Below are 25,256 nucleotides of genomic sequence, written 5' to 3' on the forward strand. Positions count from 1 at the left end.
GTACAGCTACGACTCAATCAATACAAGTTTGCGAACCTGAGAATTGTTTCCTTGAGAGCGGCGTGATGAGGCAGCAGTTAGTAAAAACTTCCAAGACTGAGGAGAAAGTATAGACGGATCGATCATTGAAAGAAAACTCTTGATATTTTTTTGCTTCAGCGCTACTAAAATCCAATGGAGTTTCAGGTAATTTTTTATATCCTGCAAGACGGGAATCTTTGAGCGATGCTGCTCATTTACCAAAGCGTAAATTTTCTCCTTCATCAAAATATTTGTCGCCAACCGCCGAGACAAAGAAAACTTTTGATTATATGCACCGGGCCAGATAGTGCGGTAAGCAAGACAATGGTTGAAGAAAATAGCATCGCCAAACTGAGCAATCCGAATCCAGGAATCGATGTCATCACAGTTAGCATCGAGTGTAGAGTCCCAACCACCAGTTTGCAGGAAAGCATCACGTTGGCAAGCTACTTGTACAGGTGTGCCAAAAGGTACAAGTTCTAAAAGCATACCGTAGTGAATATCGGCTTGGGGGATATAAAAAGCTAAACCGGGGCCAACTTGGGGAGTGCGAGAGAGTTCAACTTCATTACCATCCACCTGAGCCGCGACACAAGAGCAGATTACAGCATCGGGACGAAGTGCGATCGCCTTTGCCATCTCTTCTATGCAGTTAGGCGCTAAATAGTCGTCATCATCTAAAAACTTAATCCAGTCGCCGCTAGCTTTGGCAACTCCAGCATTTACTGTTGCTGCATGACCAAGGTTCACTTCATTACGGTGGTAAACAACCTGGTCTCCTAAGCCTTTAAGATAGGTTTGGGTGTCATCAGATGAACAATCATCGGCAACAACCACCTCGCACTCGATTGTTTGGTTCCGAGCCGAGTCAATTGCTCTTTGCAGCAGATTCAAGCGATTATAGGTACTGATGACGACGCTAAATTTCATAAATTTTACCCCTGTGATACAGCATTCTGCAATATAGCTTTGATCTTTAGACCGTTGTATCAGTAAAATTATCAATCCCAACAAGTAGACTGAAATAGGATTATCGATTTATCATTGATGATCGTGAGATTTTTTTAAGCAGACAGAAAGACTATGAATGCTCAAGAGATTATCCGCTCCATTGAAGCGGAACAGATAAAATCGAATCTGCCCGACATTTACGTGGGCGACACTGTAAAAGTGGGAGTGAAAATCAAGGAAGGCGAAAAATATCGCGTACAACCCTACGAGGGAGTAGTAATTGCCAAGCGTAATGGTGGCATCAACGAAACGATTACAGTCCGTAAGGTTTTTCAAGGCGTGGGCGTTGAGCGGGTATTTTTGCTGCATTCTCCCCGGATTGACAGCATCAAAGTCATACGTCGCGGTAAGGTACGCCGTGCTAAACTCTATTATCTCCGCGATCGCGTAGGTAAGGCAACCAGAATCAAGCAACGGTTTGACCGCCCTTTGTGATTCGTCCTTCAATCATTATGGGAGAAATCTCAAGCCTCAAGCGGCATCTGCCGCTGACTTGTTTTTCCGACAAAATTAAGGTATGATATAAATCTCATATTGCGTTAAACTGAAATTTAGTTCAGCGCAATCACTGAATCAAAAACAGCTTGTGCGCTCTTAGTTCAGTTGGTAGAACGCAGGTCTCCAAAACCTGATGTCGGGGGTTCAAGTCCTCCAGGGCGCGCTCAAGAGCAAAAACTAAGCCCGAAATAATTACGCAACTGTTAATATAGCAGTTAGCGATAATAATTTCGGGTAAACTTATTGTGTTTGTAGTTGTTTTACTTCCAGTAAGTGAAATAGAGTCGAAACTGCAAAACTGGACAAATAAATTTTAGATTTTAAATTTTAGATTTGGGATTGACAAAAAATCTAAATAAATGGACAACCCAAAATCTGAAGTTGAGTACCTTTGCCTTAAAGCATGGGGTAAATCTAAAATCCCAAATCCAAAATTGAGTAAGAAACGGGGGATAATCGGTCGTGGCCAAAAAAAATGAAGCAGAATTGCCAGAAACCACAAATGGGTTTAGCTTTGGCAACTTCATACAGGGAACCAAAGAAGAACTTGAAAAAGTAGTTTGGCCCAGTCGGAAACAGATAGTGAGCGAGTCCGCCGCTGTGTTGTTAATGGTGGCACTCTCCGCATCTTTGATATACTTGGTCGATGGATTGTTTGCTTGGGCAGCCAAACAGGTATTCTGATGACTTTTGCAACAGACGAACCTCGCAACTCAACCTTCCAGTCTGAGGACACAGCAGAAGCAGCAGAAACAGCGTCAAAAGAAGCACGCTGGTATGCAGTGCAAGTAGCCTCAGGTTGTGAAAAACGTGTAAAGACGAACTTAGAACAACGAATTCAAACTTTTGATGTAGCTGACAAAATTATCCAAGTAGAAATTCCGCAGACGCCAGCGGTGAAAATCCGCAAAGACGGCAGTCGCCAGCATACAGAGGAAAAAGTTTTCCCTGGTTATGTGTTGGTGCGGATGATGATGGATGATGATACCTGGCAGGTGGTACGAAACACCTCCCATGTAATTAATTTTGTGGGTTCAGAACAAAAACGTGGTAGTAGTAAGGGTCGCGGTCACGTGCATCCCATACCACTGAGTTCTTCAGAAGTAGAACGTATATTCAAACAAACCAGCGAACAAGAAGCTGTTGTCAAAATTGACATGGCTACTGGTGATAAGATAATGGTGCTTTCTGGTCCATTTAAAGACTTTGAAGGCGAGGTGATTGAAGTCTCTCCAGAGCGGAGTAAGCTTAAAGCCTTGCTCTCAATTTTTGGTAGAGATACACCAGTTGAATTGGAATTTAATCAGGTAGAGAAACAGAGCTAAATACAAATGGCGAAGAAAGTAGTGGCGGTCATTAAACTGGCCTTGAATGCTGGAAAAGCCAACCCAGCACCGCCAGTGGGCCCCGCCTTGGGTCAACATGGCGTCAACATCATGATGTTTTGTAAAGAGTACAACGCCAAAACAGCAGACCAAGCTGGAATGGTGATACCTGTAGAAATTTCGGTTTTTGAAGACCGGAGTTTTACATTTGTACTCAAGACGCCACCAGCATCAGTGCTGATTCGGAAGGCGGCGAAAGTAGAAAAAGGCTCCAACGAACCCAACAAAAAGAAGGTTGGGTCAATTAGCAAAGCACAATTGCAAGAAATAGCCCAAACCAAACTCCCCGACCTCAATGCCAACGACATCGACGCGGCAATGAAGATTGTGGCAGGAACGGCTAAAAATATGGGTATAACAGTCACGGATTAGTCATTGGTCATTGGTCATTGGTCATTAGTCACTGGTAACTGACGAAGGACAAAGGACAAAGAACAAAGGACAAATAACTAAAAATTATCGGGGGAGAGGCAAAGCTTCGGAATTACCCCAGGAGAACAAAATGCCAAAAATATCGCGTCGTTTGCAGGGATTGCAAGCAAAAGTAGAAGACAAAGACTATCATCCTTTAGAGGCTTTAGCCCTTCTAAAAGACACAGCAACAGCTAAATTTACCGAAGCTGCTGAAGCTCATATCCGGCTGGGAATTGACCCCAAGTATACAGACCAACAGTTGCGGACAACGGTAGCACTGCCCAAAGGTACAGGACAAATCGTCCGAGTGGCGGTGATAGCCAGAGGCGAAAAGGTAAACGAAGCCAGCAACGCTGGTGCTGATTTAGTGGGGTCAGAAGAACTGATTGACGAAATCCAGAAGGGTAGAATGGATTTTGACAAACTGATTGCCACACCCGATGTGATGCCACAGGTGGCAAAGCTGGGTAAGTTGCTTGGGCCACGTGGTTTGATGCCATCGCCCAAGGGTGGAACCGTGACATTTGACTTAGCAGGTGCGATCGCAGAATTCAAAGCTGGTAAATTAGAATTCCGAGCTGATCGAACTGGTATTGTCCATGTTATGTTTGGTAAGACAACTTTCTCGCCTGAAGATTTGTTAGTTAACCTGAAGGCATTGCAGGAGACGATTGACCGTAACCGTCCTTCAGGAGCTAAAGGTCGTTATTGGCGCACATTTTATGTGTCAGCCACAATGGGGCCATCAATTAAAGTTGATATCAGCGCCCTACGAGATTTGAAACTGAGCGAAGCTGGTTAATATTTAGTCATTAGTCATTAGTCGTTAGTCATTTGTAAAGGCAAAGGACAAAGGACAAAGGACAAATGACAAATGACAAAATTAAATAGACAAAGCCGGAGACAGCAGGTGCTAATAGCTTAAATATCCTGCCGAGGTTAAAACTCTAATTGTCAGAATTAACACCCACAAAGGTGTGATAACTATGGCATCACGAGTCTTACTCTCAACCCCGGCTATGTTAGCTGGGGTTTGTTGTTTTGTTTGCTTCAGGTTGAGAAAAAACGTACAAGTAGGGCACTTCCCCGATTGTTTTAAGGAGGTGAGATTGGAATGGGTAGAACACTAGAAAATAAAAAAGAGATAGTAGCTGACCTCAAAGAAACTTTGAGTGAGTCAACTCTGGCACTGGTAATAGAGTATCAAGGATTAACAGTTGCTGAGATTACCGATTTACGGCGGCGGCTACGTCCGAGTGGTGCTGTCTGCAAAGTAACTAAAAATACTTTGATGGGCATTGCTATTGAAGGTGAAGAAAAATGGCAGCCATTGTCAGAACTACTCAAAGGTTCTTCAGCCTTTTTGCTAGTCAAAGAAGATTTTTCATCTGCAATTAAGGCTTACCAAGACTTCCAAAAAGCCACCAAGAAGACAGAACTTCGTGGCGGTGTTATGGAAGGTCGCCTACTGAAAGAACCAGATGTCAAAGCTCTGGGAGACTTGCCATCTAAGGAACAACTCATTGCACAAATTGCTGGGGCTATCAACGCTTTGGCTACCAAGATTGCTGTGGGTATCAACGAAGTTCCTGGTTCACTGGCTCGTGCTTTGCAAGCTGTGGCCGACCAAGAGCAAAGTGGTGGTAGCACCGAAACTGCTGCTGTACAAGATAGCAGCACAGAAACCTCGACTGAAGCTGATAGTAGCACTGAAACTGCTGCTGAATAGACTTCGTGGTTCATCAGTCAAAAGTCAAAAGTCTATAGTTAAAGACCAATGACTAATGGCTAAATAAATAATTCAAAATTACAGGAGTTATATCAATGTCTGCTGCAACCGATCAAATTTTAGAACAACTAAAAACCCTTTCTTTGCTGGAAGCTTCTGAATTAGTTAAGCAAATTGAAGAAGCTTTTGGCGTGAGTGCTGCTGCACCCGTTGGTGGCATGATGATGATGCCTGGTGCTGGTGGTGCTGCTCCTGCTGAAGAAGCTGTTGAGCAAACTGAGTTTGAAGTGATTCTCGAATCAGTCCCAGCTGATAAGAAAATTGCCGTGCTGAAGATTGTCCGCGAATTGACCGGTTTGGGTCTGAAAGAAGCGAAAGACATGGTAGAAGCTGCACCCAAGGCAGTTAAAGAAGGTGTTGCTAAGGATGCTGCTGAAGATGCTAAGAAGCGCATCGAAGAAGCTGGTGGTAAGGTGACTATCAAGTAGTCACAATTTTCTTACCACTTTTTTATTAAGGAGCCTAAGTTAGGCTCCTTTTTTTATCCTAGAGTGCTTCCAATACTGCACGCTTTGTGCATTTTTAACTCGGAATTGGGTTTGGGGAAAAGGTTAAAGGTTTTTTCTTTCCCCTTTCCCTTTCCCCTTTTCCCCAAAACCCGACAAGTATTGAGAGTGCTTCTGTTGTCTATGAAATACTATTTTTAAAAGAGCAAGGGTTAAGTTGGGTTGATTTAATTTCTCACTCATTGAGGAAATGCTCAAAGCGTTGGACTTCTAACTAAAATTCGGCACTGTTGTTTAAAAACTACAGAGTTCTCGCAGAATTTTTTCACTGTTGCACTCGCTCATCAGCGAATGGGATGAAGTCACCCACAGATTCAAGAAAAAAGCTAAAGCTAGAGTGAGGATGTTAACTAAAGTTCTTGACGTGTTGGACGGATGATGATTTCATTTACATCAACATCACTGGGCTGCTCAATGGCGTATGCGATCGCACGGGCAATAGCGTCTGCATCAATGGCGATCGCATAAAGTTGATTAATTCCCGCTGCTGTGTCTTGATCGGTAATCGTGGTAGTCAGTTCAGTGTCAACGGCTCCTGGTGAGATATTGGTCGAACGGATTTCACCGTTTGACTCTAGCCGCAGTCCTTCAGAGATTGCTCGTACTGCGTATTTGGTAGCACAATAGACTGCTGCCCCCGGAAACACCTTATGTCCAGCCACAGACGATAGGTTAATGATATGACCAGACTTTTGCTGACGCATAATCGGCAACACGGCAGCAATCCCATAGAGAACGCCCTTGATGTTGACATCAATCATCCGATCCCACTCTTCCACTTTTACTTGGTCGAGGGGAGAAAGCGGCATCAAGCCAGCATTATTGATCAGCACGTCGATACGGCCATAAGTACTCAAAGTTTCCTTCGCCAAAGTTTCTACCTGTGCGCGATCTATCACATCCGTCACTCGGTAGGTTGCAGTCCCTCCTGATTTAGCGATCGCTGCAACCAATTCTTTGAGCCGATCTTCTCGGCGGGCGGCCAGCATCAGCTTGGCTCCACTAGCTGCAAGTCGCTTCGCAGTCGCCTCACCTAAACCACTGCTGGCTCCGGTGATGATTACCACTTTGTTTTGAATCTCAGACATATTGATTAATGCGGGTTGTTGAGTGTGGGTTATGAAACATTGAGTGCTGTTTAAACTGAACTCAGCATTAGTCAACCATATCAACTAGCTTGTAGCTGGATCAACCCCATCTTGCAACTCAAAGCCATCGTCCAGCGTCTATGGTGTACGACTGCAATTTTATTCGCCACCATCGCTGAAAATAATGTTGTCGCTACGAATCCAACCAATTGCTCCCGATTTTGGGAATTTCACTCGACACCAGTTAAGCTGACTACCACGTCTATCTTTATCTTGAACGCATTGTAAATTTTGGGCGCGATCGCCACCTAACCCGTAGCCCTTAGTACCCGAGTTGATAGTTGGTCTTGTACGTAGGTTAATTCTTTTTGACCGTCCTCCAGCTAGTGTCACCCAATTAGGTCTAGCGATGAGATAAGGCTGGTTTAAGTGATTTACAACAGAAGAAATTGAGGTTACAGAAATATCATTAATTCCTTGCACTCCTTCCTGAGAAATATTTGCTTTCACTGGAAAAGTCCCAACAAATGATGCTAAAGATACAACAGTGGTAATAAGTAATGTTTTAAGGTTCATGATTTTTGTTCACCTAAATATTGACAAATTAAACTTCACCTAGCCTTTGTCTCTTGTTTTCGTATTTGCTCGTTAAACTTACCCATCCTGTAACAAATATAGAGAACAGAATCCCTAAAATTTTTAGACAGATTTAAATTTCCCATGTTTTCTTCTTGACTTCAAGTGCAGATAAATCAGTTAATCTATTTACAGGCAAATTAGCCCAAAGCACCATCTATTAATCTTTTGATATTTAATTTGGAGATCGACCTAAAACTTTTCTTGATATAGCTTTAATATATGTTGTATACTTTATTTTTTCTATCAAAAAATATTCATTAACTTAGTTACAGTTACAAAAATATTACTTAAATCAGTTAAGAGATAAATTACTTTATTCAAAACATCATATACATCAGTTTGGGATATTTTTTTCACTGCAAGTTTCTTACCAAAGGCTAATTTTGAAAAGGAGACTTTGCCAAATCTGTGTTGTAAGTAATCCATTGTGGTCTGCCAATCTGGATATTGTTTGCTTCAAAGGCTAGGCGCACTCGTAGACGGAACTCTCGCCCAACATTCCATTGTTCCATCGGTACCGTTTTAATCCAAACGCGCACTAGCATACCCGTGTGGGAGAGGTCATCAATGCCCAGGACTTCGGGCGATTCTGGCAGGCGATCGCGCCATTCCACTTCGCTATACAATTGCTGGGATACTTGCCTGAGAATTTCTAAAACCTGCTTCGGGTCGTTTTCATAGGCCACCACAATAGAAAAGTCTACCCGCGACCAAAGGCGGGTTAAGTTGTTGACATCAGTGATATTGCTATTAGGAATGGTAATTAACTTACCTTCGCCATTGCGTAGTTGAGTCACGCGTAGGTTGAGATTTTCCACCAGTCCGCTTTTATTCCCGATCTCAATCACATCTCCCACAGCAAATTGATCCTCCATCAAAATTAAGCAGCCATTGACCAAATCTTTCATCAAACTTTGAGAACCAAGGGAAATTGCAATACCGATGACAGCCCCCCCTGCCAAAATTGAATTAGTGGGTACATTAAAAATGTCTAGAGTCCGCAAGATACCGAAGGTAATCAAAACAAAGGTGATTAATCCTTTTAGTGCCCCAGAAACTGTTGCAGATCGCAGAGTAATCCGTTGAGTTTCACTCAAAGGGAGAGAGGGATGGGTTGTCCAGACATCGGTGATGTAGTCAATTAAGCTTTTGCTGATACGAATGACAATACTAGTAAAAAACCAAACAATCAGCAGCGCGAGGGGACGGGCTAAAGCTTCACTCCACCATCTCATCAGGTAAGGGACGCGAGACATGATGACCACAATCCCGATGTACCATCCGAGAATAAACGCCCAAAACAGTAGCAAGGTGAGAAAAGAATAGATCCCCAGTTGGCGCTTGAGAGTGAACTGTCGCTGAATGATTTCTAGAAATTGCGATCGCTGATGGGCGATGGTGTGTGCCTCTGATTCGCTGGTGTCGATTGCCTGAATATTGGCCGATGTTTCTGCCTGAGAGCGTTTGACCGCAGCCTCTTTTGCCTCAGCTATATGCTCTTGATAACGAGCTTGCAATACCGTCTGTTTGCGAATTAGAGTTCGCCGCAGGAACCATAACACAACACTGCCCAACACCAAGCCGATGCTGATTTGTAGTGCCTGCCCAACCCGTTGAGACAATACCTTAGGTGAGAAGAGTCGCTCGATGCGTTCCACTTCTGCTTGTAATATTTTTTGCCACTCCTGGGCCAATTCCTCAAGCGTTTTCCCATAGTAGTCACCATCTGGCTCTGTCACTGTCACCAGCCTTAAAGAACGGGACATTTGATCGTCATTGAGCTGGAGAATTAGGCGATTATTCAGGGTGGCAACAGAAATTATGGGAGTTTCTTTGGCTTTGTTGGCTCTATCGAGCGCTCGCATCAGCCGTTGCGTAATTTCTTCAGCACGTACTTCCACAGGAAGACTTCCCTCTGGCGGTTGGTCGCGATTAAAAACAGTGGGAGAGACAACCTTAAACAAAAGGTTTTTGTCTAGTGGTGAATTCACGTCGGCAATTTCATATTCACCGAGACGGGTAACGTCTTTAGGGGGTTTGTGCGGATCGTTAGAAGCGGCGGTGGGTGATGAGGGCAGTTGACTGTGGGCGATCGCACTCCAACCAAGTACTATTGCGATCGTCATCACGCTGACTAGCACAAACCGAATTATTGAATGGAGGAAGCGATTAAACAGGAACATAATCTCTGGTAAAAAAGGGGAAAGGGGAAAGGGGAAAGGGGAAAGGGAACCAGTGACTTAAAAGCAGGGGTTTCAAATAAAGACGCGGCTTACTTCTCGCACTAGGTGGCGGATATTATCTTCTTTTTTTGTTCGACCTATTTAAAAACAGGGGCTTTATACCTTGTGAGGAAAAGTTCTAAATTCTGTGCCCTTTCCCCTTTCCCCTTTTCCCCTTCCCCCTTCTTGGTAAAGTGATTGAGCAACTCGATCTTGAAGCCTTGCTCTTGGAGTCATGCTCTACTGTATCAGGTACTCTCGATCGCCTCGGCATTTCGGCTGGAATCTACTGTAATCAACCTGACTGTGCGGCACCGCGCACCCTCGCAATCTCCGCACGCGCGGCTTTGGCTGCCGGACTATTGAGACTGTCCGTAGATGCAATTGCCGCTGCAAGATCGATTGCCGCATCGAGTATAAACCCAGCGCGTTTTGCCGCGTCAGGCCCGGATGAGGACTTGATCTCTCTTAGGTAAGCTCGCCGATCTTTCGGTCGGTTGGAAATCGCAGCCAGTTCGGCTTCTGTCACGATTCCGTTTGCAACATCGTCAGCCAGCAGGACGCGGACAAACTTGCGTTGACGCTGCTCGGAGAAGCGCCACGCAAGCAAAATTGCAACCGTTCCAATGACGATGCCGATGGGCCCGAAGCCGATAAACCCAATAATGGCATCCCAACAGCTATGAGCCAGACAAGCCAAAAGAAAGAAACCTACCAAAACCGCGAGCCGATGGCCGAACGAGCGATTTTTCGCTTCGAGGAAGTAGCCAAACCCCGTACCCGCAACCGCCGTGAAGAGCGAGTGACTCCAGAAACCGACGGATGTGCGCCCTACCAATACCTGCAACGTACTAGCAACCTGCTGCGATCCGAAGCTTGCGTCGGGGGCGACCACAATGTAAGACACGTTTTCAAAGACCTGAAAGCCGAGACCCACAAACGCACCAAGCAGAAACCCGTCGTAGGCGTTGCGGACATGGTTGCGTGCTAGTAAAGCGAGCATGACCAGCCCGACGAATTTGGAGCTTTCTTCCACGATGGGTGCGGTGAGAGCCGGACTCCAATGGCTATAAAAGTCGAGGCTGGTCAGCTTCGCAAATAGCGATAGGATTGCATTATTGCCAGGGAGCGCCATAACCCAGGGCGCTACTAGTCCGCCCCAGAGAAAGCCGAGCAGCGCGAGCTTGGCTGGCTCACGTTCATAGCAATCTTTGTGGGTGAGAAACCAGATCCAAGGCAGGCAATATAGTGCCTCAGCGGAGAGGGCAATAAACAGAGCAGTGGGATAGATGGCGCTGGCGAACAAAAGTTGGCAGAAGACGTAGGTGCCTTTGAGTACGAGCAACCAATACAGGTAGCACGCCGGGTTGTGCGGCTGAAAAAATCGGACGGGATAGCTCCAGCCTGAACGATCGATGGCAGCCTTGCGGATTGTGCCCTCACTTTTTGAAGTGCTAATCATGAATCGCCTTCCTTTGATTTAAATGTGATGCTCTGAATCATGTCAGCGATCGGTTGCTGTAGTTGTGTGGAGGTAGCGGCCGGGCCCTTCACAATCACTTCGACTGCTTGACCCTTGCCATCGACGTATGCGAGCAGTAGACCAGTATAGTCAGAACCATTAATTCTCTTAGCTACTCCGGCAACCTTTTGCAGTGTTGTAACGGGAACTAATTTACCCTCGACAACAAATTCATTCTGGTCTTTCACGATCTGGTTGAGCAGTTCCTCGGCAGTTCCCTTCCAGAGGCCGCTCTTGACGCTAAACGTGACACCATCTTTGAAGACCACCGCGTTTGATGAACTCCCGACAGGGGATGGGGTCTGAGTTATCACCCAGCCTTGGGTTGGCGTAAAACTTACAGGTCCGACATTATAAGCTGTCCCTGCTAAAACCTCCTTGTTATGAACAGCCTCGTTGATGGCTGGCATGACTCCCGACCATAAAAACACCACAAGATAAACGCTCACCGTCGGCCAAATGAGCCGGCGATCGAGTCCCAGCAGTCGATATTCAACTGGTACAGCGGCTTCGTGTCTTAGGGGGGACATACAATTTTCCTTTTTGCGGTGCTAAACAGGCGTGAAGCTGATGAGGGTGATTTGTGTTTTGCCGTGTCTCAAAAGATGGTCGTTGGTAGCCGCCGGACTATATTAGGGACTTCCAAATAAAAAAATATCCCATCCCTGCGGGACGCTACGCGTAGCTTGCTTCCCCAATGGGGTACGCTTTTAGGGCAGGGGAGCAGGGGGAGGAAAAGTCGTTGTGATTCCGAAAATTGGATAATTTATTTTTTGGAGTTCCCTTATATTGGGCAGAAAATTTCTGCCTAAGATCCCGCACATAATATACTGTTGGAGGTGTTTAGACTGTTGCACTTCCAGCGATCGAGAAAACTGTTAAAAGCGATGCGAGAAACGTATCGCTTCTAACAGTTTTCAAGCTTTTCTCTAGTATTGAAAAGCAACCATCACAAGATACCGACTGAAAGTTCAAAAGGAACCGTTCGATTTCTGTCCTTACTGCCACCCTTTAGATACACACGAACTGTATAGTTGCCACTCTGTGACAAACGAACGCTTCCGTCGTTGCCCGATATTGAACTGTTATAAATTGCCTGATTAGTGCTGCCTGGTGAGAGAATGTTGAAGTATGCTGATCCTTTGGTAATCAACGAAACCGACATCCTCTGCCCTGCCCGCGCATTCAGAACATAGTCGTGGTAGTGGTTGCCCGTGATCGAAGACCGCATAAAAGTGTTATCGTTGCCAGCGGAAAACCGTACTGTCGTATGAGCCTGAGCTAACGACGGTGCAGTGAAGCTAAATGTGAGCGATGTGGTGATAACCGAGGCGGCTAAAACACTACGAATAAGAGTCAAGGCAGAGTTTTCCATGTGATAGTTTCTCCGTCGCAAACAATTCATTGTTTATTGTTCTAATTAATCAGCAAACTAGTTTTCAACTGCGAAGACATGGGTTTTGTTTTTGTCTTGACGAAACCCAACAATACAGCAAACTAGAAACGAGTTCTGCTACTGCCCCAATCGCCTGAGTTGCAATCGCCCCGAAACTTTTCAATCCCATCTATGGCGATCCTGCCGCTGCGCCGATCGATATTGACACGCGGTTTATTTAGCCCGTTTAGTCTGTATTTTCCCGTAATTTTATCGGGGGAGACCTGAAGGTTGTCGAGCGTCCACCATCCATTGTCACCGCCCGAATGGATCGGCGGAATGAGCCTTCCACCGAGATGGATTTTTCCCTCTGTACCGCGGATTTCGACCTGAACTTCGGAATCGAAGTTGGTAGTCGTTGACTCTATGCGATTACTTGATTCGTAGCGATTGCGGCGGTCGTTCCATTCATATCCATAGCTATTTGTGACAGTCGGTTTGCGACCCTCACCATAGCAGATCAAGGTCAGATTTTGGCGCGACGAGCTGCTATTGTAATTGTCAGATGTGCGCTGTTCGCGCAAGTAGCTATCGATCGCTGTCTCGGCTTTACGGATTTCTGTTGAATTACAGGATCGACCCCTTTGAAGGATCTCCCCTTGAGGGTTAAAAAGGACAGTACAGCCTCTTCCTGGTGTCATACCAGTCACACTCAAATTACCGTTGTCTAAAGTGTCGATCGCTGGTTGAGCGTTAACAGGATGAGTAACTGTCAGAGTTAATAAACCCACAATAGTAGGGGGTAATATTCGCAAGTTTTTCATTAGTTGCATTGACTCTAGATGAATTTGTTTGGAAACTCTACCATCGAGAATTTCGCCAGTGTCAATCGGTTTAGACACAACAACGCGATTAGATTATCTATGGCAGTGATGCCAATCAACGTAAAAGATGTTTTGATAGCGGCCGTTTGAGGTAAGGATTTCTACGCACTTACCAGAGTTGCCTTCAACCCAGAACGAAGCAACAGAAGTATTTGACACTTTTTCGTTACGGCGATAGGTATATCCCCGCTGCCGCACTTCACGTTCTGCTTGACCAGCCCTCGCTCCTATGAGGTCTGACAAGGGTCGGGAAGAGGAATTGCCTGTATTTTGAGGACGTTTTTTATCGCCGCGATCGCAATCTGCCGTGGTTCCGGTATCAGCCAGAGAGACGTAGCGACCTTGTTCTGTCCTCACACTAATGCACCGACCGGTTTTAGTTTGAGTCCAAAAGCTATAAGTAGAATCATCAGATTTTTCAGCCCAGCGAAACCTATAGCCCCGCTTTTGGAGTATGGCTTCTCCATCTCGTCCGCGAACATTCACTAAATCTTGAAGTCCGCGAACAGGATCTCCAGCATTTTGAGCCTGGGCATTGAGGGCAATTGTGATGATTAGGGAACTCGCGACAATCGGAATTAAACGGTTTATTTTCATGTTGTTTTCTCAAGAGTGCCAATATTTTAGGAATCATTACAAATTGGATTGCTTTAACCTAAAGCGCCCCTTCATTGGTATCAGAGAAGTAGTAGTTGTAAAACTCAGTCCCCGTCTTTTTGTTAATCACCACAACCTGCTTAGTACCTCGGTCATAGATTACGCGCACCTGCTCGTTTTCGCCAATGAATGTATTGCCAGATGTCCTCTCCAGATAGCCGTGGAAGTTAAATTCGCCCTCCGTAATTTGGATGACGATTGTATTTTTGTCCAGTACTGTCATGTAGGTGACAGGTTTAGAAGATTCGGAAATGATTATTGAAACAGGTTCAAAGGTTTGAGCTTGGACAGAACTAGCCAGCCCTAACATACTCCAGAAAAGACTCCCAGCAGCGATAAAACAAAGAGCAACGATTTTTTTCTCCACGCTTTTCATGGCGCTCAATCCTGTTATTTAAAAAATGGAAATAATAATGATAGGACAAGAACACAGATGTCAGCGTCATAGTTAAAGTTTGACATAACTGTAGGTTGCGATTGTCTCAAGCATTCGCCTTTAGGCGTTCCCGCTTTCTAAGGCACAAAGTTATGAAGGAAAAAAAGTAATTTTAGAATTTCATAGTTCTGATTGAGCAACGCCAATATTTTAGACAGCTTCAAATTTCCCATGTTTTCTTATTTACCTCAAGTGCAGATAAATCAGTTAACCTACTTGCAGGGAAATTACCTGAAAACATTCTTATATAGGCTGTAGCTTTGGTAATCTCAGGATTGGGCAATAAAATCCTTCATTTGCTTAGAAATTTTTGTATTTTTATATACAAGATTTCTATTTATCTACATAGATATTTAAAACTTTTTTTATTATTTTTTAATCATGTTTTATTTTGTCACTGCTAAAAAATAAATAGATTTTTTCCCAGTTCAAAAACTTTACTTACATCAGTTAAGCTGTTGCATATATCTGGTAATATCTAGATTACATCGATTACAACATCATATACGTCACTTAAGGCTGGAACTGCTTTTAAGCAAAATTAATATAAAAACAAGTTAAAATTTTCATTTAGAAATGAAAGAAGACAAAAATAAATCACTGCGAAAAAGAGGAGTAGTTCTAACTACTGTCGGGATGAAGAGATTGCAAACTGCAATTTTGGAAGAAGAGAGACAAAAAAGAGGAGGTAAACGTTTTACACAAGTAGAATTAGGCGATCGCATTGGGATTTCCACCTCTAGTTTAAGCCGTTTGTGGTCTTTGAATTCGAGGATAGATCCGCGCACCATGCGAATCTGCTTTAGTGCTTTTGATTTAACGTTGCATGAAGATGACTACACTATTTATGATGCAAATGACATTGATTTTTACCAGGAATATTCCCAAGAACAGCGACAGGTGATAAGAGAATTATCTGAAAATTCAGCTAATTCTGTGGAACAACAAACAATCATACCAAATACTGCACCATCTCAAATTGTTTCCGTATTTCTCAGTGAAGAGAAAATTAAGAGTGAAATTACACTCAAAAAACAGAGCGATCGCAACATTCAAGCAAAGATTAGTGAATATATAAAATATCCCTGCGCTCCTTTATCTTTAGATTCTAAATTCTATATTCCTCGTCCTCCATTAGAAGAACTAGCATATCAAGAAATCACGCAACCGGGATGTGTCATTCGCATTCAAGGTTGTCGAGGCATGGGTAAAACATCTTTGATGTTGCGGATTTTGGCTCATGCCAAAACATTAGACTATAAAACAGCAAAACTCAATATCGCTCAAGTTGATATTGATGTTTTGCAAAAACCTCAATTATTTATGCAATGGTTAGCTGCAAGTATAGCTCGTCAACTAGGCATAGAATTTAATATCGATAAACATTGGGACGAAGAAATAGGTAGTAAACTCAGCTGCACTCTTTATCTAAAAGAATGTTTGCTTGCACCTTTAGAAAAACCTTTATTATTAGTATTAGACGAAGTTCAGCATATTTTTCAATATCCCGAACTAGCCAATGATTTTCTACCTCTGTTACGCTCGTGGCAAGAAGAAGCGCAACAGGATGAAGTATGGCCAAAGTTACGGTTGGTAATTGTTTATTCAACAGAAATTGATTTTTCTCTTGATATTAATCAATCTCCATTTAATATTGGGCTACCATTGAAATTATTGGAATTTACTTGTGAACATATAATTGAGTTAGCAAATCGATATGGAATAGATTGGAAACAAAATGAGCAAGTGCAGCAGCTAATGGAATTAATCGGGGGACATCCAGCATTGATCAATATTACTCTTTATCATCTGCGCTATCATAAATTAACCTTAGAAGAGATTTTGCTAACAGCAAGCACAGAATTAGGAATTTATCGTCAATACTTACAAAATTTATTAAATAAATTACAAAAAAATGCCCAATTATTAGAGAGTATGAAAAGATTTTTCACAAAAAATGAGAATATCGATCTAGATATATTAAGTGCCTACAAATTAGAAGATATGGGGTTAATTAAATTGCAGCAACAAAAATGGTTGATTAGTTGTCAATTATATCGAGACTTCTTAAAAAAATATTTTGAGTTCTAATTAGACAAAGTTCAGCAAATTATGATTTGCTATCATGAACAAAAGTATTTACAAAGTTGGTGGTTGTCTAAATGCTAATGCTGCCAACTATGTTACTAGGCAAGCAGACATTGAACTTTATACAGCCTTGAAAGCAGGGGAATTTTGCTATGTATTCAACTGTCGTCAAATAGGTAAGTCTTCACTACTGGTACATACCAAGCAACGATTACAAAATGAAGGCTTTAGTTGTGCTTACATTGATATTACGCAGATACGCAGCCAAGAACTCACCGAAACACAATTTTATAAAGGGATAATTGTCCGCTTGCTGCATAGTTTTGGATTAGCTAAAAAAATCGATTTTGCAGCTTGGTGGCAAGAACAAACTGAGTTTTCACTCATACAACGCCTGGGCAATTTTATCGACGATATTTTGCTAGTCAATCTGAGTAACAATCGCATTTTTATTTTCATTGATGAAATTGATAGCTTGCTGCAATTAAGCTTTGGCATAGATGATTTCTATGCCTGGATTCGGGCTTGTTATCAACAAAGAGTCCATAATCCTGAATACGAACGACTGGGTTTTGCTTTATTTGGCGTTGCAACTCCCTCTGATTTAATTCAAAATAAACTCAAAACACCTTTTAATATCGGTGTTGCTATTAATTTAGAAGGATTTACATTAGCAGAAGCTCAACCTCTAGTAGTGGGATTAGAGCAAGTTGCGAGCAATCCCCAAGCGGTATTTAAAGAAATTATTGCTTGGACTAATGGACAGCCATTTCTAACGCAAAAATTATGTCAGTTGGTGGTGAAAGCTAGCCCTTTGGAAATTGCACCAGGTAAAGAAGCAGATTGGATAGAGTGTTTAGTGCGATCGCAAATCATTAGCAATTGGGAATCTCAAGACGAACCAGAGCATTTACGCACGATTCGCAATCGCTTACTTTACAATAGTCAGCGCATTAGTAGATTACTCGCAATCTATCAGCAACTTTTACAAGCTATTCCCGTAGCAGCCGACGACAGTCGAGAACAGGTAGAACTGCTGCTTTCTGGTTTGGTAGTTAAATATCAAGGATATCTGCAAATCCGCAATCGCATATATCAAGACGTTTTTAATCGGAAATGGGTAGAAGCACAATTAAATCAACTATGTCCCTACTATGAAACAGTATCAGCTTGGATTGCTTCTCAAAAACAGGATACATCCCGGCTTTTACGGGGACAAGCTCTAATTGATGCCCAAAAGTGGGCGCAAAACAAAAGCCTCAGCGATTTAGATTACCAATTTCTGGCCGCTAGTCAGGATGCAGAACAGCAAGAAATCCGGCGGCAATTTGCGGCGCAGCAAGAAAGCGAAAGGTTCTTTCGGCAACTAGCAGAAGCAATGCCCCAGATGGTATGGATTGTAGAGCCAGATGGTAGACTATCTTATACCAACCAGCACTTAAGTACCTTTTTGGGGCGATCGCATTCAAAGGTGACGGACTGGAAAAGCCTGGATGTGGTTCATCCTGAAGATCGCCCCAATAGCCTTGTCGCCTGGAAACATTCCCTAGAAACCAACTCACCCTATGAAGTGCAACTGAGAATACAAGATGTCGCAGGAAACTATCGCTGGTTTCTCAATCGGGCGATTCCCATCAAGGATGGAAGCGGACAGGTGGTGAAATGGTTTGGCACCAGCACCGACTTAGATGATTTGAAACGACAAGAAGAATTGCGGCGACTGCAAGAAGTTGAAAAGCGACTGCAACAAGAAAAACGTGCCAGTCGCTTGCAAAAGTGGTTACTGGGGACTGTTAGTATTGCTTTCCTCGTCGCCAGTTTCTTGGGAATGTATGCCTTTGCCCAAAGATATCAAGCCACTCTCCGAGAAATTGAAGCGATCGCTAACGTTTCCGAAGCTCAGTTTGCCTCTGGGAATCGATTAGATGCTTTAGTCAGTGCCATCAAAGCCCAGACTCGATTGAGCAAATTAGCGGATGTGCCTGCTGAGTTACTTACCAAGGTAGATCGAGAATTGCGCCGTGCCACCTTTCAAGTCATTGAACGCAACCGCCTAAACGGTAAACAGGGAAAAGTGCGGGGTATTGCCATCACTGCCGACGGACAGACAATCGCTGCTGCTCACCAACACGGTAAGATTACTCTGTGGAAAAGCGATGGCACATTCGTAAAAGTACTTAGCGGTCACAAAGGAGAAGTCTTTGATGTCACCTTTACTCCCAAAGGCGATAAACTAATTTCGACTGGGCAAGATGGCACGGTGCGACTGTGGAAGCTGGACGGCACACTGGTTAAAACACTCAACGGACATCAAGATGGGGTGCGATCGCTCGCCGTCAGCCCTAACGGACAATGGATTGCCTCGGCTAGTAACGACAAGACAGTAAAACTTTGGCGCATCGACGGCAGCTTGATTCGCACTTTTAAGGCACACAGCGGTGCAGTTTCAAAGGTGGCGTTTAGTCCTGTTGATGCTAACACCCTAGCCTCGGTCAGTGATGATAATACTCTCATCCTCTGGAATCTGGAGGGTAAGAAAATTCGGACACTGAATAATCCCATCGCATCCAAAAAAGGCAAAAACCGTCTGATGAGCGTCACCTTCAGCCCTGACGGACAAACTCTGGTAGCTGGAGACTGGATTGGTAATGTTATCTGGTGGACTGTCACTGGCACTTTATTGGAAACTGCCACAGAACACGACAGCAGCGTGGTGACTCTCGCCTTTAGCCCCGATGGACAAACCCTCACTTCAGCTGGTTGGGATAACACAATTAAGTTTTGGAACAGCGATCGAACTGTCAATCAAACCCTGTATGCTCATATTAACGGTACATGGGAAGTAGCTTTCAGTGCCGATGGTCGTCGTTTAATTTCCTCTGGTGAAGATGACTTGGTGCGGGTGTGGCAGCTGCAAAGCAATATTCTCACGGTATTGCGGGGTCATCGTGCCTCTGTTTGGCATACGCCGATTAGCCCTGATGGGCAAACAATCGTTTCCTCTAGTGCTGATGGTACCATTAAGCTGTGGAATCGAGCCGGACAACTGCTCAACACCTTAACCCCGCCACCGGGACAGGTTTGGTCAGTGGATATCAGCCCAGACGGGAAGGCGATCGCCGCAGGTAGCGATGATGGTTCCTTGACTTTATGGACGATGCAGGGAAAACCCTTAAAAACGATCTCAGCCCATAACGCAACAGTGCGGGATGTGGTGTTTAGTCCCGACGGGCTAGAGATAGCTTCCATCAGTTGGGACGGCACAGCCAAACTCTGGAAGCGGGATGGCACTTTCATCCAAACCCTGAGTGAGTCCCTACCTAAAAACCGCGATCGCCTCAATGCTGGAGCATTTAGCCCTGATAATCAGTGGTTAGCGATCGGCGGTCGAGATACGTTTCTTCGCCTTTGGCACCGGGACGCGAACGGAAAATTCCCATCTCAGCCGCAATTTACCCTGAAAAGTCATAACGAGACTATTTGGGATGTTGCCTTTAGCCCTGATGGAAAGTTCGTTGCTACAGCCAGTGAGGACACGACAATTAAGCTGTGGTCGTTAGACGGTAAATTAATTCGCACTATTCCCGCCCACACAGATCGGGTAAATGGTATCACCTTCATTCCCCCCCATTCTGGACTCCCCGACAACTGGGGTACTGTCTTAGCCTCTGCTGGTTGGGATAATAAAGTAAAACTTTGGTCGCTAGATGGCATCTTGCACGCTACTCTGGAAGGACATGAACAACGAGCATTGAATGTTGCCTTTTACCCCGCTACCCAGAATCAAGGAGCAATCCTAGCATCTGCCGGGTTAGATGATGTGGTGATTCTCTGGCAACTCGATCGCGTTTTAGATAGTAACCAGATATTGCACTCTGGTTGTATTTGGATAAAAGATTATTTGCCATGTCGTTGATATTACACGGCTTATTTCTCTAGAAGCAATTCGCGGCGTGGAAACCCATCACTTCGGGTTTTGGGACACGCAAATTTGGGCAACGGCACGACTTAACCAAATTGAAGAACTTCATACTGAGCAATACTTTTCGGATAAGCCTAACAATCTCTCTTTTGGTCTGGGAAAAGGTTAAAGGGTAAGGGGGAAAGGTGAATTCAAACCTTTCCCTTTCCCCTTTCCCCCTTAACCGAAAAGTATTGTTATACTGAGGACTTTGCATCAGGTGCGACGGTTGAGGGCGTGCGGTTTACGAATCCTTTTATAGATTCAAAAACATTCCCGACTTATTCAAGAACTAGGGAGTCCAGAGTGTATGAAATATTCATTAACAAAAAGCCCTGCATTTAAAAGTGCAGGGCTTCGATTTTAAAGAAATCCAAAATTATTTGCCGTTACTGTTACCACCATTACTATTGCTGTGAATGACACGTTCAGCAAGCTTTTCAGGCACTTCTTGGAGATGGTCGTATTCCCAGTGGAAGGAACCAACACCAAGAGTGAGCGATCGCAGCTCTACAATAAAATTCTGCATCTCTGCTTGTGGCAAGTATGCAGAGACATTATCCCAGCCTTGCCAATCGTTTCTCCCCTCATAGCCTAAAATTTGCCCCCGTCTACCACTCAACAGTTGCAACACTTTCGAGGTAAATTCACTCGGTGTTGTCACTTCCACCCGCAGAATTGGTTCTAACAAGGTAGGTTCCGCTTTGGGTATCCCTGTTTGCATTGCCAATCGCGCAGCTTGTTTAAAGGCTTGTTCGGAACTGTCAACGTTGTGATACGAACCATTAGTCAGAGTTACGGCTAAATCCACTATTGGGAAACCCAAAGGCCCGTGTGTCAGAAATTCCCGCACGCCCATTTCTACGCCGGGAATGTACTGTTTAGGAACCACGCCGCCAACAATGGTTTCATTAAAGTTGAAACCTGTGCCGCGTGGTAAAGGCTTGATGTCGAGAAAAACATCACCAAATTGTCCGTGACCACCACTTTGATGTTTGTAGCGCCCATGAACTGAAGCCACTGTTTTGCGGATGGTTTCTTTGTAAGGTACTTGCGGTAAGTGGGTTGTCATCGGCAGATTATATTTGCGGCGCAGTCTGTCTAGGGCGACTTGTAAATGAATCTCGCCTTGACCCCACAAGATAACTTCGTGGGTATCGCCATGTTGTTCCCAAGCAAGTGAGCAGTCTTCTTCTAATAGCTTGGTGATGGCACCACTGAGTTTAACTTCATCGTTGCGCTTTTCTGGTGTAATGGCAAGAGCATACACTGGTTCCAACTCTACAGCTTTGGGTAATTTTATTGCCGACTGCTGTTCTATAGAGATTGTATCGCCTGTCTTGATTCCTTCTAAACGACTTAATGCGACAATTTCACCAGCACTAACTTGGTTAACTAACTGCTGTTGTTGTCCCATAAGCCGGTAAATTCCACCAGTGCGAATGCCATTGAGGACAATACCATCAGTTAATTTGCCCCGCCAAACACGCACGAGAGAGAGTTTACCACCTTGAGGAGTGTAGTAAGTTTTTAATACCTGCGCTAAAGGTGTATCACCTTTGATGTTTTTTAAACGACGTTCTGCTGTGGTTTCTGGTTCGGGGGCTTCCCGTAACAAAGCTTCTAATAGAGGTCTAACACCATAATCTTGTTCTGCTACACCAAAGAAAACGGGCACTACTAAATCTGCCCCTAATTCCATTTTTAAATCTTTGAGAATTTCTTCTTGGGGTGGTTCAATGTCTTCTAAAAGTTCTTCAAGTAAATGATCGTCAAAATTTGCTAAGGCTTCGAGCATTTCTGCTCGTGCTATATGTTCTTCTTCTTTTAAACTTTCGGGGAAGGGGATGGGGTCAGCAGGTGCGCCTGGATGATATTGATATGCCTGTTCGCTCACCATATCAATAAAGCCGGTGAGTTCTTCCCCGTTCATGATGGGATATTGGTGTGCTACCAAAGGACGGCTAGATACTGCTTTCAGGGCGTGCAGCGTTTCCAAAACGTGAATATTTGCCCGATCCATTTTGTTGACGAAGACGAGGTGGGGAATTTCCCAATCGTCGAGGAATTTAAATAGAGGGGCAAGGGTGAGGACTCGTTCGCGGATGGGTTCGCAAACTACAATTGCCGCATCCACTCCGATTAAAGCATTGTACGTTTCTTGGGCAAATTCTACACTTCCCGGACAGTCAATAAAAGTGAAGCGAATGCCGTTATACTCAGTGCTAGCGGCGCTGACTTCTACACTCATGTGGCGATCGCGCGACTCGGCAGCACTATCTCCCACTGTATTGCTGTCCTTGACATTGCCTTTCCGGGAAATTGCCCCTGTGACAAATAACAAGCTTTCTAGTAAAGTGGTTTTTCCACTTAAATAAGGCCCGACAATTGCAACATTCCGCGAACCCGATTTTACTTTTTCGTTCATAAAACCTCCCTTGCGGTAAGTTTTTCCTAACCGCATGATTCTGTATATATCAGGGATAAAAAATGGTTCTCTGGAGTCAAAATTACCCCTTCTTTAATTTGTTATTATCCTCTCTTTAATCGAAAGTTAAAAAAATTGTAGCCTGTTGTAAGATTTAGCTTAAGAAAAGTTAACTATCACAAACTTTTATGCCAAATTAAGAACTTTTGTAAAAAACTTTTTATGAAGTAAATTTAACTGAAATTGTTGCGAGTCAGAAAATCAATGAGATTATCATTCTTTAAATATCGCATAGCCGGGTTAGTAAGTTTAACTTTGCTGATTGTTAGTATTTCCTCTCCCTCTCTTTGTCTATCTCCTCCTCTCGCCTCAAAGCTGGCACAATCTAATCCTAAAACCGCTATAGACTGGTTAAACCAAGGCTTACAGGCAATTCAGGCGGGAAGAGTACAAGATGCGATCGCAGCCTTTCAACAAGCAACTAAACTAGATCCGGCATTAGCACCAGCACACTATAATTTAGGGCTAGCATTCCGACAAACGGGACAATTACAACCCTCTGCGGATGCATTTTATCGAGCGACGCAAGCCGATCCGAAATTTGCTCCAGCTTTTGCCAATTTAGGCGGTGCGTTGTTAGAAGGCAATAATTTACAGTTAGCGAACGATTACTTGCAACGCGCCTTAGAACTTGATCCCAAACTAGGATTTGCCCACTATAACTTAGGGTTAGTACAAGAACAGCAACGAGATTGTGAGCGAGCGATCGCATCTTTTAGAAAAGCCATAGAATATAGCAAAAATGCACCAGAACCTCCTTATCATCTAGGGATGTGTTATCTCCAACAAGGCAAACTCGATCAAGCCAGAAATGCCTTTAATCAGGCAGTAAAGATTAATCCGAAATATCCAGAAGCTTACTACAATCTCGGCTCAATTTGGTTTGGGCAACGCAAATTACAAGAGGCATTAGAAGCTTTTAGAAAATCAGCCGAAGCTAACTCTAACTATCCCAATGCTTATTATGGTGCTGGGTTAGTTTTTATGCAGCTACAGCAATATGGTGATGCAGTACAAGTATTCCAATTTGCTAGAGATTTATACAATGCTCAGGGTAATCCCCAATGGGCAAAAAATGCCGAGCAATTGTTACAACAGGCACAAAATTTAAATTACCAACCTCGCTGAGGCGCAACAGCTTAATATTGCATAACATAAAAGTATTGGGTTGACTCGCTGGTGTTGTCTGAACTTATCCCGAATGGAATGAATGTACATGCAAAAGCGCCAGAAAAGTCGATTTTTATTTAGCGATCGCTGGCTTGATCGGCACTCAATTGTTCGCAATATGGAAGCCTTTCAAGACTTAATTGTGATTGTTTTGTGTTTGGGTTTGTTTGCCGTCATGCTGATTCAATTGTGGGGGTTACTTATAGCCCTCATGCAGCCACTAGATTATAAATATGTGACTGCAAAAATACTATTTGTGTTGATTTTAGTCGAGTTATTCCGACTATTAATGGTCTACTTGCAAGAACATAGTATCTCTGTAGGAGTAGCAGTTGAGGTAACAATTGTATCTCTACTGCGAGAGGTAGTAGTTCACGGAGCGCTGGAAATTTCTTGGGTTAATACGCTGGCAATTTGTGGTTTGTTATTTGTTCTGGGTGGACTATTAGTAGTCTGTGCTAAAACGCCACACATGGATTGTATGAGTGCTAACACTAAATTTTGTCCGGTTGTGTATAGAGGAGGTAGGGAACGGAAAAATGATGAGTTTGAATTCGATTATTCACGTCAATGTGATGAGAACCAACCGCTTGGATAAACTTCTATGACAATAGAGAGTGGGGAGTAGAGAGTGGGAAAAAGTATTTTCCTACCTCTACTCTTTTGCTTGAGGCTGCATCAGGAACTTTGATGCATCTAAAATCTAAAATCGTATAACTTACTCTCGCAAGGTACTTCTGACGTATTTAAATATACTCTTTTTGGGAGATGAATCGCTCTTTCAGGGTGAGTATAAAGTTAATTAGAAATCCTAAAAAGAGGTTTAAGCAATGGCTAAAAATACAGGTAACGGACAGTCTCAAGAACCAATTAGCAATTTGGAGTACGATTTTGTAACCGTGTTGCACAACAAGGCTGAAGCTGTCAAAGCTTATGATATTTACATCCAAGATGCACAACAGGTAGGTTCTCAGCCTTGTGTAGAATTGTTCCAAAAATTGCGGCAATCTGATCTTGAGCAAGCACAAGAGGTTCGCCGCCATCTACAAGAAGTGATGCAACACGGTAAGATGTAACCTAGGTTTGAAGTGCGTAGACCTAC

23 protein-coding genes, 1 tRNA gene and 1 other annotated feature are annotated in these 25,256 nt (G+C 43.7%); of the genes, 13 read left to right on the forward strand and 11 right to left on the reverse strand.

From position 1 onward, the window contains the following. Positions 1–6 precede the first annotated feature (6 nt). Positions 7–951 (reverse strand): glycosyltransferase family 2 protein, encoded by a 945-nt coding sequence (locus tag ACWATR_RS13105; protein ID WP_460332806.1) that lies wholly within the window; start codon positions 949–951, stop codon positions 7–9. Positions 952–1,104: 153 nt separating this feature from the next. Here ACWATR_RS13105 and rplS point away from each other — a divergent pair, with 153 nt between their 5' ends. From rplS to rplL, 8 genes are all read left to right on the forward strand, one after another. Next, positions 1,105–1,467 carry a 50S ribosomal protein L19 gene (rplS, locus tag ACWATR_RS13110; protein WP_069071555.1) on the forward strand — a complete coding sequence of 121 codons (363 nt, stop codon included), beginning with the start codon at positions 1,105–1,107 and terminating at the stop codon, positions 1,465–1,467. 153 nt (positions 1,468–1,620) lie between these two features. Next, positions 1,621–1,693, forward strand: a tRNA-Trp gene (locus ACWATR_RS13115). A 299-nt stretch (positions 1,694–1,992) separates the two neighbouring features. Further along, positions 1,993–2,214, forward strand: coding sequence for a preprotein translocase subunit SecE (secE, locus tag ACWATR_RS13120; protein ID WP_069071556.1), 222 nt, complete (start codon positions 1,993–1,995; stop codon positions 2,212–2,214). Continuing rightward, positions 2,214–2,855, forward strand: a complete 642-nt coding sequence (gene nusG, locus ACWATR_RS13125; protein WP_069071557.1) for a transcription termination/antitermination protein NusG — start codon at positions 2,214–2,216, stop codon at positions 2,853–2,855. Before secE ends, nusG begins: the two co-directional genes overlap by 1 nt. Positions 2,856–2,861: 6 nt before the next feature. Next, positions 2,862–3,287 carry a 50S ribosomal protein L11 gene (gene rplK, locus ACWATR_RS13130; RefSeq protein WP_094331821.1) on the forward strand — a complete coding sequence of 142 codons (426 nt, stop codon included), beginning with the start codon at positions 2,862–2,864 and terminating at the stop codon, positions 3,285–3,287. Between the two features lie 130 nt (positions 3,288–3,417). Then, positions 3,418–4,131, forward strand: coding sequence for a 50S ribosomal protein L1 (gene rplA / locus ACWATR_RS13135; RefSeq protein ID WP_460332810.1), 714 nt, complete (start codon positions 3,418–3,420; stop codon positions 4,129–4,131). A gap of 77 nt (positions 4,132–4,208) precedes the next feature. Next, positions 4,209–4,376, forward strand: a sequence feature (ribosomal protein L10 leader region). 67 nt (positions 4,377–4,443) lie between these two features. After that, positions 4,444–5,058, forward strand: coding sequence for a 50S ribosomal protein L10 (gene rplJ / locus ACWATR_RS13140; RefSeq protein ID WP_460332812.1), 615 nt, complete (start codon positions 4,444–4,446; stop codon positions 5,056–5,058). Between the two features lie 95 nt (positions 5,059–5,153). Next, a complete protein-coding gene (gene rplL / locus ACWATR_RS13145; protein WP_460332814.1) occupies positions 5,154–5,546 on the forward strand; it encodes a 50S ribosomal protein L7/L12 in 393 nt (130 codons plus the stop codon). 428 nt (positions 5,547–5,974) lie between these two features. Here the strand turns inward: rplL and ACWATR_RS13150 are convergent, their stop codons facing one another. The 9 genes from ACWATR_RS13150 to ACWATR_RS13190 all read right to left on the reverse strand — a co-directional run bounded on the left by ACWATR_RS13150 (position 5,975) and on the right by ACWATR_RS13190 (position 14,387). Next, positions 5,975–6,712 carry an SDR family oxidoreductase gene (locus ACWATR_RS13150; protein ID WP_460332815.1) on the reverse strand — a complete coding sequence of 246 codons (738 nt, stop codon included), beginning with the start codon at positions 6,710–6,712 and terminating at the stop codon, positions 5,975–5,977. A 159-nt stretch (positions 6,713–6,871) separates the two neighbouring features. Then, positions 6,872–7,288, reverse strand: a complete 417-nt coding sequence (locus tag ACWATR_RS13155) for a hypothetical protein (protein ID WP_460332817.1) — start codon at positions 7,286–7,288, stop codon at positions 6,872–6,874. A gap of 440 nt (positions 7,289–7,728) precedes the next feature. Further along, positions 7,729–9,534 (reverse strand): mechanosensitive ion channel family protein, encoded by a 1,806-nt coding sequence (locus ACWATR_RS13160; RefSeq protein WP_460332819.1) that lies wholly within the window; start codon positions 9,532–9,534, stop codon positions 7,729–7,731. 334 nt (positions 9,535–9,868) lie between these two features. Next, a complete protein-coding gene (locus tag ACWATR_RS13165) occupies positions 9,869–11,035 on the reverse strand; it encodes a PrsW family intramembrane metalloprotease (protein WP_460332821.1) in 1,167 nt (388 codons plus the stop codon). Further along, positions 11,032–11,505, reverse strand: a complete 474-nt coding sequence (locus ACWATR_RS13170; RefSeq protein WP_460332823.1) for a hypothetical protein — start codon at positions 11,503–11,505, stop codon at positions 11,032–11,034. Before ACWATR_RS13170 ends, ACWATR_RS13165 begins: the two co-directional genes overlap by 4 nt. A 539-nt stretch (positions 11,506–12,044) precedes the next feature. Next, the gene (locus tag ACWATR_RS13175) at positions 12,045–12,326 is read right to left on the reverse strand and encodes a hypothetical protein (protein ID WP_460332826.1); all 282 of its coding nucleotides are present in this window, start codon (positions 12,324–12,326) and stop codon (positions 12,045–12,047) included. Between the two features lie 266 nt (positions 12,327–12,592). Next, positions 12,593–13,372 (reverse strand): hypothetical protein, encoded by a 780-nt coding sequence (locus ACWATR_RS13180; RefSeq protein ID WP_460332828.1) that lies wholly within the window; start codon positions 13,370–13,372, stop codon positions 12,593–12,595. Between the two features lie 15 nt (positions 13,373–13,387). Continuing rightward, positions 13,388–13,951 (reverse strand): hypothetical protein, encoded by a 564-nt coding sequence (locus ACWATR_RS13185; protein WP_460332831.1) that lies wholly within the window; start codon positions 13,949–13,951, stop codon positions 13,388–13,390. Positions 13,952–14,009: 58 nt separating this feature from the next. Next, positions 14,010–14,387, reverse strand: a complete 378-nt coding sequence (locus tag ACWATR_RS13190) for a hypothetical protein (protein WP_460332834.1) — start codon at positions 14,385–14,387, stop codon at positions 14,010–14,012. Between the two features lie 636 nt (positions 14,388–15,023). On the opposite strand from ACWATR_RS13190, the gene ACWATR_RS13195 reads away from it, so the two are divergent. Both ACWATR_RS13195 and ACWATR_RS13200 read left to right on the forward strand, forming a co-directional pair. Then, positions 15,024–16,538: an AAA-like domain-containing protein gene (locus ACWATR_RS13195; protein ID WP_460332837.1), complete on the forward strand. Its 1,515-nt coding sequence runs from the start codon at positions 15,024–15,026 to the stop codon at positions 16,536–16,538. A 34-nt stretch (positions 16,539–16,572) separates the two neighbouring features. Beyond that, on the forward strand, positions 16,573–20,451 hold the full coding sequence (locus ACWATR_RS13200) for an AAA-like domain-containing protein (protein WP_460332840.1): 3,879 nt from the start codon (positions 16,573–16,575) through the stop codon (positions 20,449–20,451). Positions 20,452–20,875: 424 nt separating this feature from the next. Here the strand turns inward: ACWATR_RS13200 and ACWATR_RS13205 are convergent, their stop codons facing one another. Continuing rightward, positions 20,876–22,924, reverse strand: a complete 2,049-nt coding sequence (locus ACWATR_RS13205) for an elongation factor G (protein ID WP_460332843.1) — start codon at positions 22,922–22,924, stop codon at positions 20,876–20,878. A 264-nt stretch (positions 22,925–23,188) separates the two neighbouring features. Between ACWATR_RS13205 and ACWATR_RS13210 the strand changes: the two genes are divergently transcribed. The 3 genes from ACWATR_RS13210 (at position 23,189) to ACWATR_RS13220 (ending at position 25,230) form a co-directional block, all read left to right on the forward strand. Next, on the forward strand, positions 23,189–24,112 hold the full coding sequence (locus ACWATR_RS13210) for a tetratricopeptide repeat protein (RefSeq protein ID WP_460332846.1): 924 nt from the start codon (positions 23,189–23,191) through the stop codon (positions 24,110–24,112). 82 nt (positions 24,113–24,194) lie between these two features. Next, the gene (locus ACWATR_RS13215) at positions 24,195–24,752 is read left to right on the forward strand and encodes a phosphate-starvation-inducible PsiE family protein (RefSeq protein ID WP_460332848.1); all 558 of its coding nucleotides are present in this window, start codon (positions 24,195–24,197) and stop codon (positions 24,750–24,752) included. Between the two features lie 232 nt (positions 24,753–24,984). Continuing rightward, the gene (locus tag ACWATR_RS13220) at positions 24,985–25,230 is read left to right on the forward strand and encodes a hypothetical protein (RefSeq protein ID WP_460332850.1); all 246 of its coding nucleotides are present in this window, start codon (positions 24,985–24,987) and stop codon (positions 25,228–25,230) included. The last annotated feature ends 26 nt before the right edge of the window (positions 25,231–25,256 follow it).

Source organism: Nostoc sp. UIC 10890 (assembly GCF_054786515.1).